This window comes from Escherichia sp. 93.1518, assembly GCF_013368915.2.
Taxonomy (GTDB): Bacteria; Pseudomonadota; Gammaproteobacteria; order Enterobacterales; family Enterobacteriaceae; genus Escherichia; species Escherichia ruysiae.
Window position 1 is genome coordinate 52487 of sequence record NZ_JABWMT020000022.1, and the last position, 16472, is coordinate 68958.

The following is a 16472-nucleotide window of genomic DNA, read 5'->3' on the forward strand; positions in this document are numbered from 1 at the left end:
CGCGAAAAAAAGAACTTTGCCATGAAATTGAATATCCGCGCGCAATCTGCACAAAACCAGCATAATAATTCTCCCATCGTCCTCGTCCACGGTTTGTTTGGCAGCCTCGACAACCTCGGCGTGCTGGCGCGCGACCTGGTGAGCGACCACGATATCATCCAGGTAGATATGCGTAACCACGGACTTTCACCGCGCGATCCTGTGATGAATTATCCAGCAATGGCGCAAGATCTGCTGGATACGCTGGATGCACAGCAGATCGAAAAAGCGACGTTTATCGGTCACTCTATGGGCGGTAAAGCCGTTATGGCACTAACCGCACTGGCACCCGATCGCATTGATAAACTCGTGGCTATTGATATTGCCCCCGTCGATTATCACGTACGTCGTCATGATGAGATTTTCGCAGCCATCAACGCCGTCAGTGAATCCAACGCGCAAACGCGACAGCAGGCAGCAGCGGTGATGCGCCAGCATCTGAATGAAGAAGGGGTGATTCAGTTTCTGCTGAAATCTTACGTTGATGGTGAATGGCGTTTTAACGTGCCAGTGTTGTGGGATCAGTATCCGCATATTGTTGGCTGGACGAAAATTCAGGCATGGGATCACCCTGCCCTGTTTATCCCCGGCAGTAATTCACCGTATGTCACTGAACAATATCGTGATGATTTACTGGCGCAATTCCCGCAGGCTCGGGCGCATGTGATTGCGGGTGCGGGTCACTGGGTACACGCAGAAAAACCTGATGCGGTACTGCGCGCCATCCGTCGCTATCTCAATGATTAACGCAACTGATTAAAAACCCAGCGTCTGCGTCGCTTTCCGCGCGTGGGCGTTGGCGTGACTCATCGCGCTGATGTATTATGGCGCGCTATCCATCCGGGCAGACGCCCGGCTGATTGTTTCCCCCGAAGTCACCAAGATCATGGCCAAAGAACAAACGGACCGTACGACATTAGATCTGTTCGCGCACGAGCGTCGACCGGGACGACCGAAAACCAATCCGCTTTCGCGCGATGAACAGCTGCGTATTAATAAACGCAACCAGCTAAAACGCGACAAAGTACGTGGTCTTAAGCGTGTCGAACTGAAGCTGAACGCGGAAGCTGTCGAGGCGCTGAATGAGCTGGCAGAGTCGCGCAATATGAGCCGTAGCGAACTGATCGAAGAGATTTTGATGCAGCAGTTGGCGGCACTGCGCAGTCAGGGCATCGTTTAAATTTCCACTTTCATGTAGCACAGTGTGCAGTCCTGCCCGTTTGCTGATTCCGCAAGACTGCCTGTTCTGCTATGATTGCCTTTATCCGTGGGCAATTTGCCACCCCCATTTCAATAAGTTTCAAGAGGTTATTTCACTCATGGCTATCACTGGCATCTTTTTCGGCAGCGACACCGGTAATACCGAAAATATCGCAAAAATGATTCAAAAACAGCTTGGTAAAGACGTTGCCGATGTCCATGACATTGCAAAAAGCAGCAAAGAAGATCTGGAAGCTTATGACATTCTGCTGCTGGGTATCCCAACCTGGTATTACGGCGAAGCGCAGTGTGACTGGGACGACTTCTTCCCGACTCTCGAAGAGATTGATTTCAATGGTAAACTGGTTGCCCTGTTTGGCTGTGGCGACCAGGAAGATTACGCCGAATATTTCTGTGATGCATTAGGCACTATCCGTGACATCATCGAACCGCGCGGCGCGACTATCGTGGGTCACTGGCCAACTGCGGGCTACCATTTCGAAGCGTCAAAAGGTCTGGCAGATGACGACCACTTTGTCGGCCTGGCTATTGACGAAGACCGTCAGCCGGAACTGACCGCTGAACGTGTAGAAAAATGGGTTAAACAGATTTCTGAAGAGTTGCATCTCGACGAAATTCTCAATGCCTGATGTGATGCGGTGTAGGCTAATGTCTACGCCGTATTAATAGATAACGCCAATCAAAATAATTGCTACAAATTTGTAACTTTTGCCGTAGTACCTGTACAATGTTCCAGTATTGAAGTGGCCTTGCCGATGTAAATGTAAGCTAAGCCACGTTTTTATTAACAATATTTGCCAGGGACTTGTGGTTTTCATTTAGGCGTGGCAATTCTATAATGATACGCATTATCTCAAGAGCAAATTCTGTCACTTCTTCTAATGAAGTGAACCGCTTAGTAACAGGACAGATTCCGCATGACTGATAACAATACCGCCCTAAAGAAAGCTGGCCTGAAAGTAACGCTTCCTCGTTTAAAAATCCTGGAAGTTCTTCAGGAGCCGGACAACCATCACGTCAGTGCGGAAGATTTATATAAACGTCTGATCGATATGGGTGAAGAAATTGGTCTGGCTACGGTATATCGCGTACTGAACCAGTTTGACGATGCCGGTATCGTCACCCGCCACAATTTTGAAGGCGGTAAATCCGTATTTGAACTGACCCAACAACATCACCACGATCACCTGATCTGCCTCGACTGCGGCAAGGTTATTGAATTTAGTGATGAATCTATCGAAGCGCGTCAGCGTGAAATCGCCGCGAAACATGGCATTCGCCTGACTAACCATAGTCTCTATCTTTACGGTCACTGTGCCGAAGGCGATTGCCGCGAAGATGAGCACGCGCACGAAGGCAAATAAGTCAGCCTGAACGAGAAAAGCCAACCTGCGGGTTGGCTTTATATTATTGGCATAGTGAGATTTGTTCGTGCTGGATGCGGCGTGAACGCCTTATCCGGCCTACAAATCATCTCAAATTCAATATATTGCATAAAAAGGTAGGCCTGATAAGCGCAGCGCATCAGGCAATTTAGCATTTGCCATAAGTCTCAAGCCAACCTGCGGGTTGGTTTTTTTATACCAGAGAAATAAGAACAAGCGAGAGTTACAGCCCTCGCTTTTTTTGTTTTTACTGCGTAGCGTTATTACTGCGAATTTCCTGCCAGACTTTATCGCAATCGGCTTTCACTGCCTGGTCGTTACCGGTTTGCGTTGCTCGCAGACACTGCTGATAATCCAGTACCCGCACACTTTCCTGGTCGGCAAACTGCTGATGTTGTTTCTCTTTCTTCAGCACGTTTAACACGCTCTGGCAGGCCTCAATTTTTTCCGGCGAGCCTTGTGCGGTATTGATACAGGCGCTGTATGCCTCTTTCAGACGGCTGTCTTCCTGTGGCGCGGTCGATTGCGCACAAGCCACCAGCCCCGATGCCATCATGGCGATGAGAATCAGTTTTTTCATAGCAAATTCCTCAAACATGCGGCAGGTGAAATGCCTGCCGCGTCGGGCGTCAGAAGATAGTGAACGGTGCGATAACCATGAATTTCACGTCACGCTCATCCTGGAAGATGTTGCCGTAACCGCCGCCCCAGCTTGGAATGTCGGAGTGGTTGTCGTATTCGGTGAAGTGCAGTTTGAACATCGTGCCTTTGGCGCGACCATCCTGAATGGTGTAGACCGCATCCAGGCTGTAAGCAGACTCTTCGATAGTCCGGTTTTTGTCGTAGTACGCATCCGGGCTGCTCTGCCAGGTCGCTGGTTTGGCATCCCATGCGTAAACGTAAGAAGCGCCGATGGCGAAGCCTGGAAGATTCCAGTTTTTCAGGTCATACATCGCACCGAAGAAGACCGCTTTTTCGCCGTTGGCGTTAAAGTCAGAGCGGTTATCCCACCAGATATCCAGGCGACCGTTCGAGGAAGCGTAGGTTGGAGTCATACGTTGCAGGAAGTATCCCTGCTGACCGTCAGCTTTAACCCAGGTGCCTTCGAGGCGCAAATCCACTACGTCAGCCGCCCGGTAGCCAAAGGTCAACGCCTGCAGCCAGGCGGTGCCGTCGTAAAGATCGTTGACGCTGCGATCGTCAACTTTGTCGCGCGTACCATAGAACTGATAGCTGGTAGTTAATGGGCTACCAGCGATATCAAATTTATAGCTGGCTTTAGCAAAATATTGATCGATATAACCTTCAGCCTGCCCAAACGCCGCTTCCAGTACGAAGTTATTTTTGAAGTCGTACTTCGCCCCGAGGGAGTGCAGATAATCAACTTTGGTAGTTTTGTCGTTCTGATAAAACTCATCCATTTCCAGATGCCACGGCGCTTTATATTCGTTAGTCCACATGTAGGAGAAACTCAATGCGCCGGCATCGCCGTAATCAAAATTAGCCCCGGCTTCCGCGCCCTGATAAGTACCCGGCATAAAACTCCAGTGCGGCGCTAACAGTGTCTGACCGGTTGGCTGAATATAACCTGCCCTCGCCCACACCGGACCGTATTTAAATTTTGCAGCTGCTTTATACAGGCTTATACCGCTTTTATCGCCGGACCAGTCTTCGTCATAGGCTTTATTACTTTTTGAAAACGCGATTTCGTTCGGGTGGGAGCTGTCGCCGTTTTCCGCCATTTCAATCGCCGTAAACGCGGCAATATCGAGGCCGAACATATCAGCAGCATAACCAGACTGAAAATCGAGGTTGGCGTTCCAGGTGGAGTGAGAAAGGTTGGTTTTGTATTTGTCGCCGTCGGTAACATCTTTACGGTCACGTTCACGCTGCCAGTAATAGATACCGCCGGTTAAGGTTGAATCGTCGATGAATCCTTCGGCGCGAGCCTCCGGTATTGCCATAAAGCCCGACATTGCTGTAACACCGGCGATAGCCAGCGCCAGCGTACTACGTTTGCCACTAAACGCACGCATGGGTTAATCCTCTTTGACGTATAAATTGCTGCACCACAGGTGAACAGCGAAAAAAATAAAAATTAAAAAAGTAGCGTTGAGAAAAGTCTCGCTGACTACAGGAACAGACTATTTTTCGCGACGCGAATTATCAATCTCTTTCTGTAACGAGAATGTAAGAACATGAGCAACCGCACATATTTTGATGATTTTTGTTACAGGATTTAAGTTTGCAGCAGAAGAGCTTGTAGAAGAAAAAATATGTGGCTTTCCAGTAGGATGAAAACGGTTACATTTTATTGAATTATGATTTGTGGTTTTAAATTTATTTTACGGATAAATTGCGAAGCGGAATTAATTCGCGATGATAAGCAGAAAAAACGCCGCAGAGCGCGGCGTTTGGGATTGTTTGTATGTTTCATGCCGGATATGGATATGGCGTAAACGCCTTATCCGGCCTACAAAACCACGCAAATTCAATACATTGCAGAGTTCACGTAGGTCTGATAAGCGTAGCACATCAGGCAATTTAGCGTTTGAGACTGTTTGTGTGTTTCTTGCAGGATGCGGCATTTACGCCGCATCCTGCATGGTGAAACTTAAAATTACTCGCCAACCTTCGCCCAGGTATCACGCAGCCCAACGGTGCGGTTAAATACCGGTTTTTCCGCCGTAGAATGGCGGCTGTCGAGGCAGAAGTAACCTTCACGCTCAAACTGGAACGCTTTACCCGCTACCGCGTCTTTCAGAGACGGTTCAGCAAAGCCCTGTTTGATGACCAGCGATTCCGGGTTAATCACCGACAGGAAATCATCCGCAGCGCCTGGATTCGGCACGCTGAACAGGCGATCGTACAGGCGGATTTCAACCGGCAGCGCATGTGCCGCGCTTACCCAGTGAATAACGCCTTTGACTTTACGACCATCAGCCGGATCTTTGCTTAAGGTGTCGGCATCGTAAGTACAGAAGATGGTGGTGATATTGCCTTCGGCATCTTTCTCCACGCGTTCTGCTTTAATCACGTAAGCATTACGCAGACGCACTTCTTTACCCAGCACCAGACGCTTGTACTGCTTGTTAGCTTCTTCGCGGAAATCGGCGCGATCGATCCAAATCTCACCGCTAAACGGCACCTGACGGCTACCCATTTCCGGTTTGTTCGGATGGTTCGGCATGGTGACCATTGCGCCTTCGCCCTGATAGTTTTCGATAACCAGTTTCACTGGATCGATAACCGCCATTGCACGCGGCGCGTTTTCGTTGAGATCTTCACGAATGCAGGATTCCAGAGATGCCATCTCAATGGTGTTGTCCTGTTTGGTCACGCCGATGCGTTTGCAGAACTCACGAATAGAAGCTGCCGTGTAACCACGACGACGCAGACCAGAAATGGTCGGCATACGCGGATCGTCCCAGCCTTCTACGTGCTTGTCGGTCACCAACTGGTTCAGCTTACGCTTGGACATCACGGTGTATTCCAGATTCAGGCGCGAGAATTCGTACTGGCGCGGATGAACAGGAATGGTGATGTTGTCCAGAACCCAGTCATACAGACGACGGTTGTCCTGGAACTCCAGCGTACACAGAGAGTGCGTAATGCCTTCCAGCGCATCGCTGATGCAGTGGGTGAAGTCGTACATCGGGTAGATGCACCACTTGTTGCCGGTCTGGTGGTGTTCCGCAAATTTAATACGATACAGCACAGGATCGCGCATCACGATAAACGGCGAAGCCATGTCGATTTTCGCTCGCAGGCAGGCTTTACCTTCTTCAAAACCGCCGGTACGCATTTTTTCGAACAGCGCCAGGTTCTCTTCAACGCTGCGGTCGCGGTACGGGCTGTTTTTACCTGGCTGCGTCAGGGTGCCACGGTATTCGCGGATCTGTTCCGGCGTCAGTTCATCGACATACGCCAGGCCTTTATTGATCAATTCGATCGCATAGGCATGGAGCTGATCAAAATAGTCGGAGGAGTAACGAACGTTACCAGACCAGTGAAAACCTAACCATTCAACGTCGTTTTTGATCGACTCTACGTACTCGATATCTTCTTTTACCGGGTTAGTGTCGTCGAAACGCAGGTTGCACTGGCCTTTATAGTCCTGGGCGATCCCGAAGTTCAGGCAGATAGATTTCGCATGACCAATATGCAGATAGCCATTTGGTTCTGGCGGGAAACGGGTGTGTACTGTGGTGTGCTTGCCACTGGCCAGATCTTCATCAATGATCTGACGAATAAAGTTAGTCGGGCGGGCTTCTGCCTCACTCATCGTGGATTCCTCAAAGCGTAAACAACGTATAACGGCGTATGATCTTATAAGCGGGACAGGCTGACAACTGTTAGTTAGAGAAAATAGAAAATCTCACTGAGATTATGGGGATGATTGATGAAAAAAAAAGCGGCGAAGATGATATCCGCCGCTTTTGCCACTGCTGTGTCATAGTTGGATGCGACACTGGTGCGTCTTATCCAACCGACAGGCCTGATAAGACGCGTCAAGCGTCGCATCAGGCATGAAACAGATTACTTTTTGATTTCATACAGCGGCGTTTGACCCGCCACAACATGACCCTGAGCTTGAATGTTCAGGCCGCTGAAATCGTCGATATTGCTGCAAACCACTGGGCTAATCATCGAGCGGGCGTTAGCGTTCAGGTAATCCAGATCCATTTCCAGAACCGGTTGCCCTGCGCTTACTTGCGCGCCCTCTTCCACCAGACGTTTAAAGCCTTTACCTTCCAGCGCCACGGTGTCGATACCCATGTGGACGACGATCTCGGCGCCTTTTTCGGTTTCCAGGCAGAACGCGTGGTTGGTGTTGAAGATTTTTACGATAGTCCCTGCGGCTGGTGATACAACGATTTTATCCGTCGGTTTCACCGCCACACCGTCGCCCACCGCTTTGCTGGCAAACGCTTCGTCTGGCACCTGATCCAGTGCGACAACATCACCAGTGATCGGCGATACCAGCTCAGCGATAGACACTGCGTTTGGTACAGCCTGTGGTTTCGCAACCGGCGCGGCAGTTGCCGGAGCAGCGTCAGCAGAAGCAGCAGCTACCGGACCACGGGCAACGACTTTCTTCATCGCATCACCGATAGATTCCGCTTTTGCACCAACAATCACCTGGATGGTCTGTTTGTTCAGTTTCACCACCCCAGAAGCACCCAGACGTTTACACATCGCATCGTTGACGCGGGATGAGTCACCCACCGTCAGGCGCAGACGGGTAATACAGGCGTCAATCGCTTTCAGGTTGTCGCTACCGCCAACCGCAGCAATATAGTTGGTTGCCAGTTGAGTCAGACCTTCTTCAGTGTTGCTGTTGGCTTCTTCAGTAACAATTTCGTCTTCTTTATCTTCACGGCCTGGCGTTTTCAGGTTGAACATGCGGATAACTGCACTGAACACCACAAAGTAGATAACGAAGAAGATAACGCCCATCACCAGCAGCATCCAGACGTTCTGGCTGGCTGCCGGCAGGTTATACATCAACGCATAGTCGATGGCGCCCGCAGAGAAGGAGAAGCCCGCATGAATACCCAGCAGCGTTGCCACAAACAGGCTGATACCGGTCAGCAGTGCGTGCAGAAGGTACAGCAACGGAGCAAGGAACATGAACAGGAATTCCAGCGGCTCGGTAACACCAGTCAGGAACGCGGTGATAGCAACGGAAAGCAGCATCCCGCCAACCATCGGACGACGCTCTTTCGGTGCTGCGAAGTACATCGCCAGTGCCGCACCCGGCAGACCAAACATCATGATCGGGAAGAAGCCGGACATGAACATCCCCGCAGTGCCATCACCGGCATAGAAGCGGTTGATGTCGCCGTGGAAAACCGTCCCCGCCGCGTTGGTGAATTCACCAATCTGGAACCAGGCGATGGTGTTCAGCACCTGATGCAGACCGGTTGGGATCAGCAGACGGTTAATGAAACCAAAGATACCGGAACCCAGCGCGCCCGCAGACACGATCCATTCACCACCAGCATGAATAGCGTGCTGCACCGGTGGCCAGACATAACCAAAAATAGCCGCCAATACCAGGCAGAAGAAGCCAGTGGCAATCGGCACAAAACGTTTACCACCGAAGAAGCTCAGGAAGTCCGGCAGTTTAATATCGGACCAGCGGTTATAGGCTGCACCACCGACCAGACCGGTAATGATACCCGCCAGTACACCCATGTTGATTTCCGGGTTGATGGTCACCATCGCTTTGGTTAACACAAAGTAACCTACCGCACCTGCCAGCGCCGCCGCACCTGCGCTGTCTTTGGACCAGCTGGATGCCACGCCGATGGCGAAGATTAATGCGAGGTTATCAAAAATCGCGCCGCCCGCCTGGGCAATAAACGCAACGTTAAGTAAATCTGGCTGACCGAATCGCAGCAACAGTGCCGCCACCGGCAGTACTGCGATAGGGAGCTGTAACGCCCTACCGAGTCGCTGAAAAAACCCTAAAATATTCATCTTATTCCCCCTACGAGAACCCTATTTGGCTCGTTTAAAGCCGTTTTTTATTTTGCTGCAAACTGTACTGCCGATGTTCTGTAATCATATTGTTAGATCATCTGCTACAGAGTGTGTAAAAAATTAATTCGTACCGCAAATTAAACGCGTATCTTTTGTGAGTTTTGTCACCAAATATCGTTATCATTACTCCCTTTTACTGGCTAAACCAGAAAACTTATTTTATCATTCAAAAAATCAGGTCGGATTGACGCCTCTCTGCGCAAATCCAGGTTACGCTTAAAGATGCCTAATCCGCCAACGGCTTACATTTTACTTATTGAGGTGAATAATGAGACTGATCCCCCTGACTACCGCTGAACAGGTCGGCAAATGGGCTGCTCGCCATATCGTTAATCGTATCAACGCGTTCAAACCGACTGCCGATCGTCCGTTCGTGCTCGGTCTGCCGACTGGCGGCACACCGATGACCACCTATAAAGCGTTAGTCGAAATGCATAAAGCAGGCCAGGTCAGCTTTAAGCACGTTGTCACCTTCAACATGGATGAATATGTCGGTCTGCCGAAAGAGCATCCGGAAAGTTACTACAGCTTTATGCACCGTAATTTCTTCGATCACGTTGATATTCCAGCAGAAAATATCAACCTTCTCAACGGTAACGCCCCGGATATCGACGCCGAGTGCCGCCAGTATGAAGAAAAAATCCGCTCTTACGGTAAAATTCATCTGTTTATGGGCGGCGTAGGTAACGACGGTCACATCGCATTTAACGAACCGGCCTCTTCTCTGGCTTCTCGCACCCGTATCAAAACCCTGACCCACGACACTCGCGTCGCGAACTCTCGTTTCTTTGATAACGATGTTAATCAGGTGCCAAAATATGCCCTGACTGTCGGTGTTGGTACATTGCTGGATGCCGAAGAAGTGATGATTCTGGTTCTGGGTAGCCAGAAAGCACTGGCGCTGCAAGCCGCAGTTGAAGGTTGCGTTAACCATATGTGGACCATCAGCTGCCTGCAACTGCATCCGAAAGCGATCATGGTGTGCGATGAACCTTCCACCATGGAGCTGAAAGTTAAGACTTTAAGATATTTCAATGAATTAGAAGCAGAAAATATCAAAGGTCTGTAATTATTATCCCTGCCCTGACACCTTGTTCAGGGCAATATTATCTTTAAAATCGGGGGTCGGAATGTATGCATTAACCCAGGGCCGGATCTTTACCGGTCACGAATTTCTTGATGACCACGCGGTTGTTATCGCTGATGGCCTGATTAAAAGCGTCTGTCCGGTTGCGGAACTGCCGTCAGAAATTGAACAACGTTCACTGAACGGAGCCATTCTCTCCCCCGGTTTTATTGATGTGCAGTTAAACGGCTGCGGCGGCGTGCAGTTTAACGACACTGCGGAAGCGGTAAGCGTTGAAACGCTGGAAATCATGCAGAAAGCCAATGAGAAATCAGGCTGTACTAACTATCTGCCGACGCTTATCACTACCAGCGATGACCTGATGAAACAAGGTGTGCGCGTAATGCGCGAGTACCTGGCAAAACATCCGAATCAGGCCTTAGGTCTGCATCTGGAAGGTCCGTGGCTGAACCTGGTGAAAAAAGGCACTCATAACCCGAATTTCGTGCGTAAACCCGATGCTGCGCTGGTTGATTTCCTGTGCGAAAACGCTGATGTGATTACTAAAGTTACCCTGGCACCGGAAATGGTTCCTGCGGAAGTCATCAGCAAACTGGCAAATGCCGGGATTGTGGTTTCTGCTGGTCACTCCAACGCGACGCTGAAAGAAGCGAAAGCCGGTTTCCGCGCAGGTATTACTTTTGCCACCCATCTGTATAACGCGATGCCGTATATTACTGGTCGCGAACCGGGACTGGCAGGTGCAATTCTCGACGAAGCAGACATTTATTGCGGTATTATTGCCGATGGCCTGCACGTTGATTACGCTAACATCCGCAACGCCAAACGTCTGAAAGGCGACAAACTGTGTCTGGTCACCGACGCTACTGCACCAGCAGGCGCCAATATTGAACAGTTCATTTTTGCGGGTAAAACAATATACTACCGCAACGGACTTTGTGTGGATGAAAATGGTACGTTAAGTGGTTCATCATTAACCATGATTGAAGGCGTGCGTAATCTGGTCGAACATTGCGGTATCGCACTGGATGAAGTGCTGCGTATGGCGACGCTCTACCCGGCACGTGCAATTGGCGTAGAAAAACGTCTCGGCACGCTCGCCGCAGGTAAAGTGGCCAACCTGACCGCATTCACACCTGATTTTAAAATCACCAGGACCATCGTTAATGGTAACGAGGTCGTAACTCAATAAGAGAAAGTATGACACCAGGCGGACAAGCTCAGATAGGTAATGTTGATCTCGTAAAACAGCTTAACAGCGCGGCGGTTTATCGCCTGATTGACCAGTTCGGGCCAATCTCGCGGATTCAGATTGCTGAGCAAAGCCAGCTTGCCCCCGCCAGCGTAACTAAAATTACACGCCAACTTATCGAACGCGGGCTGATCAAAGAAGTCGATCAGCAGGCCTCCACCGGGGGCCGCCGCGCTATCTCCATCGTCACTGAAACTCGTAATTTCCACGCTATCGGCGTACGACTCGGTCGTCACGATGCCACCATCACTCTGTTTGATCTCAGCAGCAAAGTGCTGGCAGAAGAACATTATCCGCTACCAGAACGTACCCAGCAGACGCTGGAACATGCCCTGCTGAATGCCATTGCTCAGTTTATTGATAGCTATCAGCGCAAGCTGCGCGAACTAATCGCGATTTCGGTGATCCTGCCTGGGCTTGTTGACCCGGACAGCGGTAAAATTCATTACATGCCGCATATTCAGGTGGAAAACTGGGGGCTGGTAGAGGCACTGGAAGAGCGTTTTAAAGTGACCTGTTTTGTCGGTCACGATATCCGCAGTCTGGCGCTGGCAGAGCACTACTTCGGTGCAAGTCAGGATTGCGAAGACTCCATTCTGGTGCGAGTACATCGCGGAACTGGGGCCGGTATTATCTCTAACGGGCGCATTTTTATCGGTCGCAACGGCAACGTCGGTGAAATTGGTCATATTCAGGTCGAACCGTTGGGTGAACGCTGCCACTGCGGCAACTTTGGCTGTCTGGAAACTATCGCTGCCAACGCCGCCATTGAACAGCGGGTGTTGAATCTGTTAAAGCAGGGCTACCAGAGTCGCGTGCCGTTGGACGATTGCACCATCAAAACTATCTGCAAAGCCGCGAACAAAGGCGACGGTCTGGCATCGGAAGTGATTGAATACGTCGGTCGTCATCTGGGCAAAACCATCGCCATTGCTATCAACTTATTTAATCCGCAAAAAATTGTTATTGCCGGTGAGATAACTGAAGCCGATAAAGTACTGCTCCCTGCTATTGAAAGTTGCATTAATACTCAGGCGCTGAAGGCGTTTCGCACTAATCTGCCGGTAGTGCGTTCCGAACTGGATCACCGCTCAGCAATCGGCGCTTTTGCGCTGGTAAAACGCGCCATGCTCAACGGTATTTTGCTCCAGCATTTGCTGGAAAATTAATGTGCTTTTATAGTGGCGCTTATTGTTATCAATATTCTGGGTAGTCCATGACCATTAAAAATGTAATTTGCGATATCGACGGCGTGCTGATGCACGATAACGTCGCCGTACCGGGTGCAGCGGAATTTTTGCACGGGATTATGGATAAAGGCCTGCCGCTGGTGTTGCTGACCAACTATCCTTCGCAGACCGGGCAGGACCTGGCGAACCGCTTTGCCACTGCCGGTGTCGATGTGCCGGACAGCGTGTTTTATACCTCCGCGATGGCAACCGCCGATTTCCTGCGTCGCCAGGAAGGCAAGAAAGCGTATGTGGTGGGCGAAGGCGCGCTGATCCATGAATTGTACAAAGCCGGTTTCACTATTACGGACGTGAATCCTGATTTTGTGATTGTTGGCGAAACGCGCTCCTACAACTGGGACATGATGCATAAAGCGGCGTATTTCGTCGCCAACGGTGCACGCTTTATCGCCACTAACCCGGATACTCACGGGCGCGGTTTTTATCCCGCCTGTGGCGCGCTGTGCGCGGGTATTGAGAAAATCTCCGGGCGTAAACCTTTTTATGTCGGTAAGCCAAGTCCGTGGATCATCCGCGCAGCATTAAACAAAATGCAGGCGCACTCGGAAGAAACAGTGATTGTCGGCGATAACCTGCGTACCGACATCCTGGCGGGCTTCCAGGCGGGTCTGGAGACGATTCTGGTGCTCTCTGGCGTTTCATCGCTCGACGATATCGACAGTATGCCGTTCCGCCCAAGCTGGATTTACCCGTCGGTCGCTGAAATCGACGTTATCTGAATATCAACCACGTCTCAGGACGTGGTTTTTTATTTTCACCGCTCGCCAAAACTCATCCATTCAATAAAACACGTCAAAAATTATCGATTCATCAATAAACACGCCACTACACCCTACCCTTTTTCATCAATCAGCAATCACCATTACGTTTTTTATTTTTACACCGCCAAATCTCTTGCGCACAGTGCTGCTTTGCGGCATTTTTTTAAACAAGCAAACACAACAAGCAGCAAACACCAGGTTAACGGAGAAGGTTATGTGTTCAATTTTTGGCGTATTCGATATAAAAACAGACGCAGTTGAGCTGCGCAAGAAAGCACTCGAGCTGTCACGCCTGATGCGTCATCGTGGCCCGGACTGGTCCGGTATTTATGCCAGCGATAACGCCATTCTCGCCCACGAACGTCTGTCAATTGTTGACGTTAACGCGGGGGCGCAACCTCTCTACAACCAACAAAAAACCCACGTACTGGCGGTAAACGGTGAAATCTACAACCACCAGGCATTGCGCGCTGAATATGGCGATCGTTATCAGTTCCAGACAGGGTCTGACTGTGAAGTGATCCTCGCGCTGTATCAGGAAAAAGGGCCGGAATTTCTCGACGACTTGCAGGGCATGTTTGCCTTTGCCCTGTACGACAGCGAAAAAGATGCCTACCTGATTGGTCGCGACCATCTGGGGATCATCCCACTGTATATGGGCTATGACGAACACGGTCAGCTGTATGTGGCCTCAGAAATGAAAGCCCTGGTGCCAGTTTGCCGCACGATTAAAGAGTTCCCGGCGGGGAGCTATTTGTGGAGTCAGGACGGCGAAATCCGTTCTTATTATCATCGCGACTGGTTCGACTACGATGCGGTGAAAGATAACGTGACCGACAAAAACGAGCTGCGTCAGGCACTGGAAGATTCCGTTAAAAGCCATCTGATGTCTGATGTGCCTTACGGTGTCCTGCTTTCTGGTGGTCTGGATTCCTCAATTATTTCCGCTATCACCAAGAAATACGCCGCCCGTCGCGTGGAAGATCAGGAACGTTCTGAAGCCTGGTGGCCGCAGTTGCACTCCTTTGCTGTAGGTCTGCCGGGTTCACCGGATCTGAAAGCAGCCCAGGAAGTGGCAAACCATCTGGGCACGGTGCATCACGAAATTCACTTCACTGTACAGGAAGGTCTGGATGCCATCCGCGACGTGATTTACCACATCGAAACTTATGATGTGACCACTATTCGCGCTTCAACACCGATGTATTTAATGTCGCGTAAGATCAAGGCGATGGGCATTAAAATGGTGCTGTCCGGCGAAGGTTCTGACGAAGTGTTTGGCGGTTATCTATACTTCCACAAAGCGCCGAACGCTAAAGAACTGCATGAAGAGACGGTGCGTAAACTGCTGGCCCTGCATATGTATGACTGCGCCCGTGCCAACAAAGCGATGTCAGCCTGGGGCGTGGAAGCACGCGTTCCGTTCCTCGACAAAAAATTCCTCGATGTGGCGATGCGCATTAACCCGCAGGATAAAATGTGCGGCAACGGCAAAATGGAAAAACACATCCTGCGTGAATGTTTTGAGTCGTATCTGCCTGCAAGCGTGGCCTGGCGGCAGAAAGAGCAGTTCTCTGATGGCGTCGGTTATAGCTGGATCGACACTCTGAAAGAAGTGGCAGCGCAGCAGGTTTCTGATCAGCAAATGGAAACTGCCCGCTTCCGCTTCCCGTACAACACTCCGACCTCAAAAGAAGCGTATCTGTATCGCGAAATCTTTGAAGAATTGTTCCCACTTCCAAGCGCCGCTGAGTGCGTACCGGGCGGCCCTTCCGTCGCCTGTTCTTCCGCCAAAGCGATCGAGTGGGATGAAGCGTTCAAGAAAATGGATGATCCTTCTGGTCGCGCGGTTGGCGTTCACCAGTCAGCGTATAAATAAGAAGTGTATTAACGCCCCGGAGAATTCCGGGGCAATTTCAGTTACTGGGGAGCTTGTTGATTTTGATACGCAGTGAGGAAATGTTCCGGATTTGCTACATCGCTGTTTGACAACTCATCACTGTAAGCCACCGACCAGGTTGCCTGCTCATCCGGGATATGCAGGCTGCCATTTCCCTCTTTCAGGCGTAATAACTCAAAAGATTTGCCCTTAATTACGGCGGTATAGGATTTCTCACCGTCCTGTAATGCTTTCACTTTACAGCGAAAAATCTGACCATCGATGTCATTATCAACATGAGATACCTGAACGAGTGCTTCATTTTCCGCTTTCGGCCCGATTCGCATCATCCAGACCACTGCCCCTTCCTGACCACGATAACCAAAGACATACTTACCGATTTCCGATCGGGCTTCGTCGGCAAATGCGGATTGCATAAGTAATAAAGCACTGACCAGCACCGTGATAAAACGCAGCATATTATTCCCTCAATAAATAGCCTGAAGTGGTAGCAGAGATGCAGGCACCGCAATCCCTGCTCTGTCCAATCGTAACGGTGCAGTATTTCATGGGATAATTCTCGGGCGCTATTGTTGAATTCCGAATTTCATCCTGCATCGCAAAACAACAGAGAAAAACACGAAATAAACAATAATTGACGAATATAGCGCCACGCTGTTCGCAACCTAACCAAACAGTCACTTTCGAGCAATTTTCCTTGAAAAAGAGGTTGACGCTGCAAGGCTCTATACGCATAATGCGCCCCGCAACGCCGATAAGGTAACGCGAAAAAAAAGATGGCTACGTAGCTCAGTTGGTTAGAGCACATCACTCATAATGATGGGGTCACAGGTTCGAATCCCGTCGTAGCCACCATCTTTTTTTTGCGGGAGTGGCGAAATTGGTAGACGCACCAGATTTAGGTTCTGGCGCCGCAAGGTGTGCGAGTTCAAGTCTCGCCTCCCGCACCATTCACCAGAAAGCGTTGTACGGATGGGGTATCGCCAAGCGGTAAGGCACCGGTTTTTGATACCGGCATTCCCTGGTTC

The 16472-nt window shown here is 50.2% G+C and carries 15 protein-coding genes and 2 tRNA genes; 12 read left to right on the forward strand and 5 right to left on the reverse strand.

Going from position 1 to position 16472, the window contains the following annotated elements:
• Positions 1-21 precede the first annotated feature (21 nt).
• From ybfF to fur, 5 genes are all read left to right on the forward strand, one after another.
• Complete coding sequence (gene ybfF, locus HEN21_RS16105) at positions 22-786, forward strand: esterase (protein WP_176251796.1); 765 nt, start codon at positions 22-24, stop codon at positions 784-786.
• A 139-nt stretch (positions 787-925) separates the two neighbouring features.
• Complete coding sequence (gene ybfE / locus HEN21_RS16110) at positions 926-1219, forward strand: LexA regulated protein (protein ID WP_024165168.1); 294 nt, start codon at positions 926-928, stop codon at positions 1217-1219.
• Between the two features lie 139 nt (positions 1220-1358).
• Positions 1359-1889, forward strand: coding sequence for a flavodoxin FldA (fldA, locus tag HEN21_RS16115; protein ID WP_001018618.1), 531 nt, complete (start codon positions 1359-1361; stop codon positions 1887-1889).
• 209 nt (positions 1890-2098) lie between these two features.
• Positions 2099-2185 carry a fur leader peptide gene (gene uof, locus HEN21_RS16120; RefSeq protein ID WP_001406816.1) on the forward strand — a complete coding sequence of 29 codons (87 nt, stop codon included), beginning with the start codon at positions 2099-2101 and terminating at the stop codon, positions 2183-2185.
• Entirely contained in the window at positions 2178-2624 is a 447-nt protein-coding gene (gene fur / locus HEN21_RS16125; protein ID WP_000131706.1) for a ferric iron uptake transcriptional regulator, read from the forward strand. The genes uof and fur overlap by 8 nt, the downstream gene beginning before the upstream one ends.
• Before the next feature lie 268 nt (positions 2625-2892).
• On the opposite strand, the gene chiQ is transcribed toward fur, so the two are convergent.
• The 4 genes from chiQ to nagE all read right to left on the reverse strand — a co-directional run bounded on the left by chiQ (position 2893) and on the right by nagE (position 9131).
• Entirely contained in the window at positions 2893-3225 is a 333-nt protein-coding gene (gene chiQ, locus HEN21_RS16130) for a ChiQ/YbfN family lipoprotein (protein WP_000733591.1), read from the reverse strand.
• 49 nt (positions 3226-3274) lie between these two features.
• Positions 3275-4681, reverse strand: a complete 1407-nt coding sequence (gene chiP / locus HEN21_RS16135; RefSeq protein WP_001201181.1) for a chitoporin ChiP — start codon at positions 4679-4681, stop codon at positions 3275-3277.
• A gap of 584 nt (positions 4682-5265) precedes the next feature.
• Positions 5266-6930, reverse strand: coding sequence for a glutamine--tRNA ligase (gene glnS, locus HEN21_RS16140; RefSeq protein WP_176251797.1), 1665 nt, complete (start codon positions 6928-6930; stop codon positions 5266-5268).
• 254 nt (positions 6931-7184) lie between these two features.
• Positions 7185-9131, reverse strand: coding sequence for a PTS N-acetyl glucosamine transporter subunit IIABC (gene nagE, locus HEN21_RS16145; RefSeq protein ID WP_176251798.1), 1947 nt, complete (start codon positions 9129-9131; stop codon positions 7185-7187).
• A 331-nt stretch (positions 9132-9462) separates the two neighbouring features.
• On the opposite strand from nagE, the gene nagB reads away from it, so the two are divergent.
• The 5 genes from nagB (at position 9463) to asnB (ending at position 15423) form a co-directional block, all read left to right on the forward strand.
• Positions 9463-10263: a glucosamine-6-phosphate deaminase gene (gene nagB / locus HEN21_RS16150; protein ID WP_001237072.1), complete on the forward strand. Its 801-nt coding sequence runs from the start codon at positions 9463-9465 to the stop codon at positions 10261-10263.
• A 61-nt stretch (positions 10264-10324) separates the two neighbouring features.
• Positions 10325-11473, forward strand: a complete 1149-nt coding sequence (gene nagA, locus HEN21_RS16155; RefSeq protein WP_000271177.1) for an N-acetylglucosamine-6-phosphate deacetylase — start codon at positions 10325-10327, stop codon at positions 11471-11473.
• A gap of 8 nt (positions 11474-11481) precedes the next feature.
• On the forward strand, positions 11482-12702 hold the full coding sequence (gene nagC / locus HEN21_RS16160) for a DNA-binding transcriptional regulator NagC (RefSeq protein WP_000187570.1): 1221 nt from the start codon (positions 11482-11484) through the stop codon (positions 12700-12702).
• Positions 12703-12749: 47 nt separating this feature from the next.
• Positions 12750-13502: a ribonucleotide monophosphatase NagD gene (gene nagD, locus HEN21_RS16165; protein WP_000153129.1), complete on the forward strand. Its 753-nt coding sequence runs from the start codon at positions 12750-12752 to the stop codon at positions 13500-13502.
• A 256-nt stretch (positions 13503-13758) separates the two neighbouring features.
• Positions 13759-15423 carry an asparagine synthase B gene (gene asnB, locus HEN21_RS16170; RefSeq protein ID WP_176251799.1) on the forward strand — a complete coding sequence of 555 codons (1665 nt, stop codon included), beginning with the start codon at positions 13759-13761 and terminating at the stop codon, positions 15421-15423.
• 41 nt (positions 15424-15464) lie between these two features.
• Here asnB and HEN21_RS16175 read toward each other — a convergent pair whose 3' ends face one another.
• The gene (locus HEN21_RS16175) at positions 15465-15902 is read right to left on the reverse strand and encodes a hypothetical protein (protein ID WP_123058515.1); all 438 of its coding nucleotides are present in this window, start codon (positions 15900-15902) and stop codon (positions 15465-15467) included.
• 320 nt (positions 15903-16222) lie between these two features.
• Here HEN21_RS16175 and HEN21_RS16180 point away from each other — a divergent pair.
• Positions 16223-16299: transfer RNA gene (locus HEN21_RS16180), tRNA-Met, on the forward strand.
• Between the two features lie 10 nt (positions 16300-16309).
• Positions 16310-16394, forward strand: a tRNA-Leu gene (locus HEN21_RS16185).
• The last annotated feature ends 78 nt before the right edge of the window (positions 16395-16472 follow it).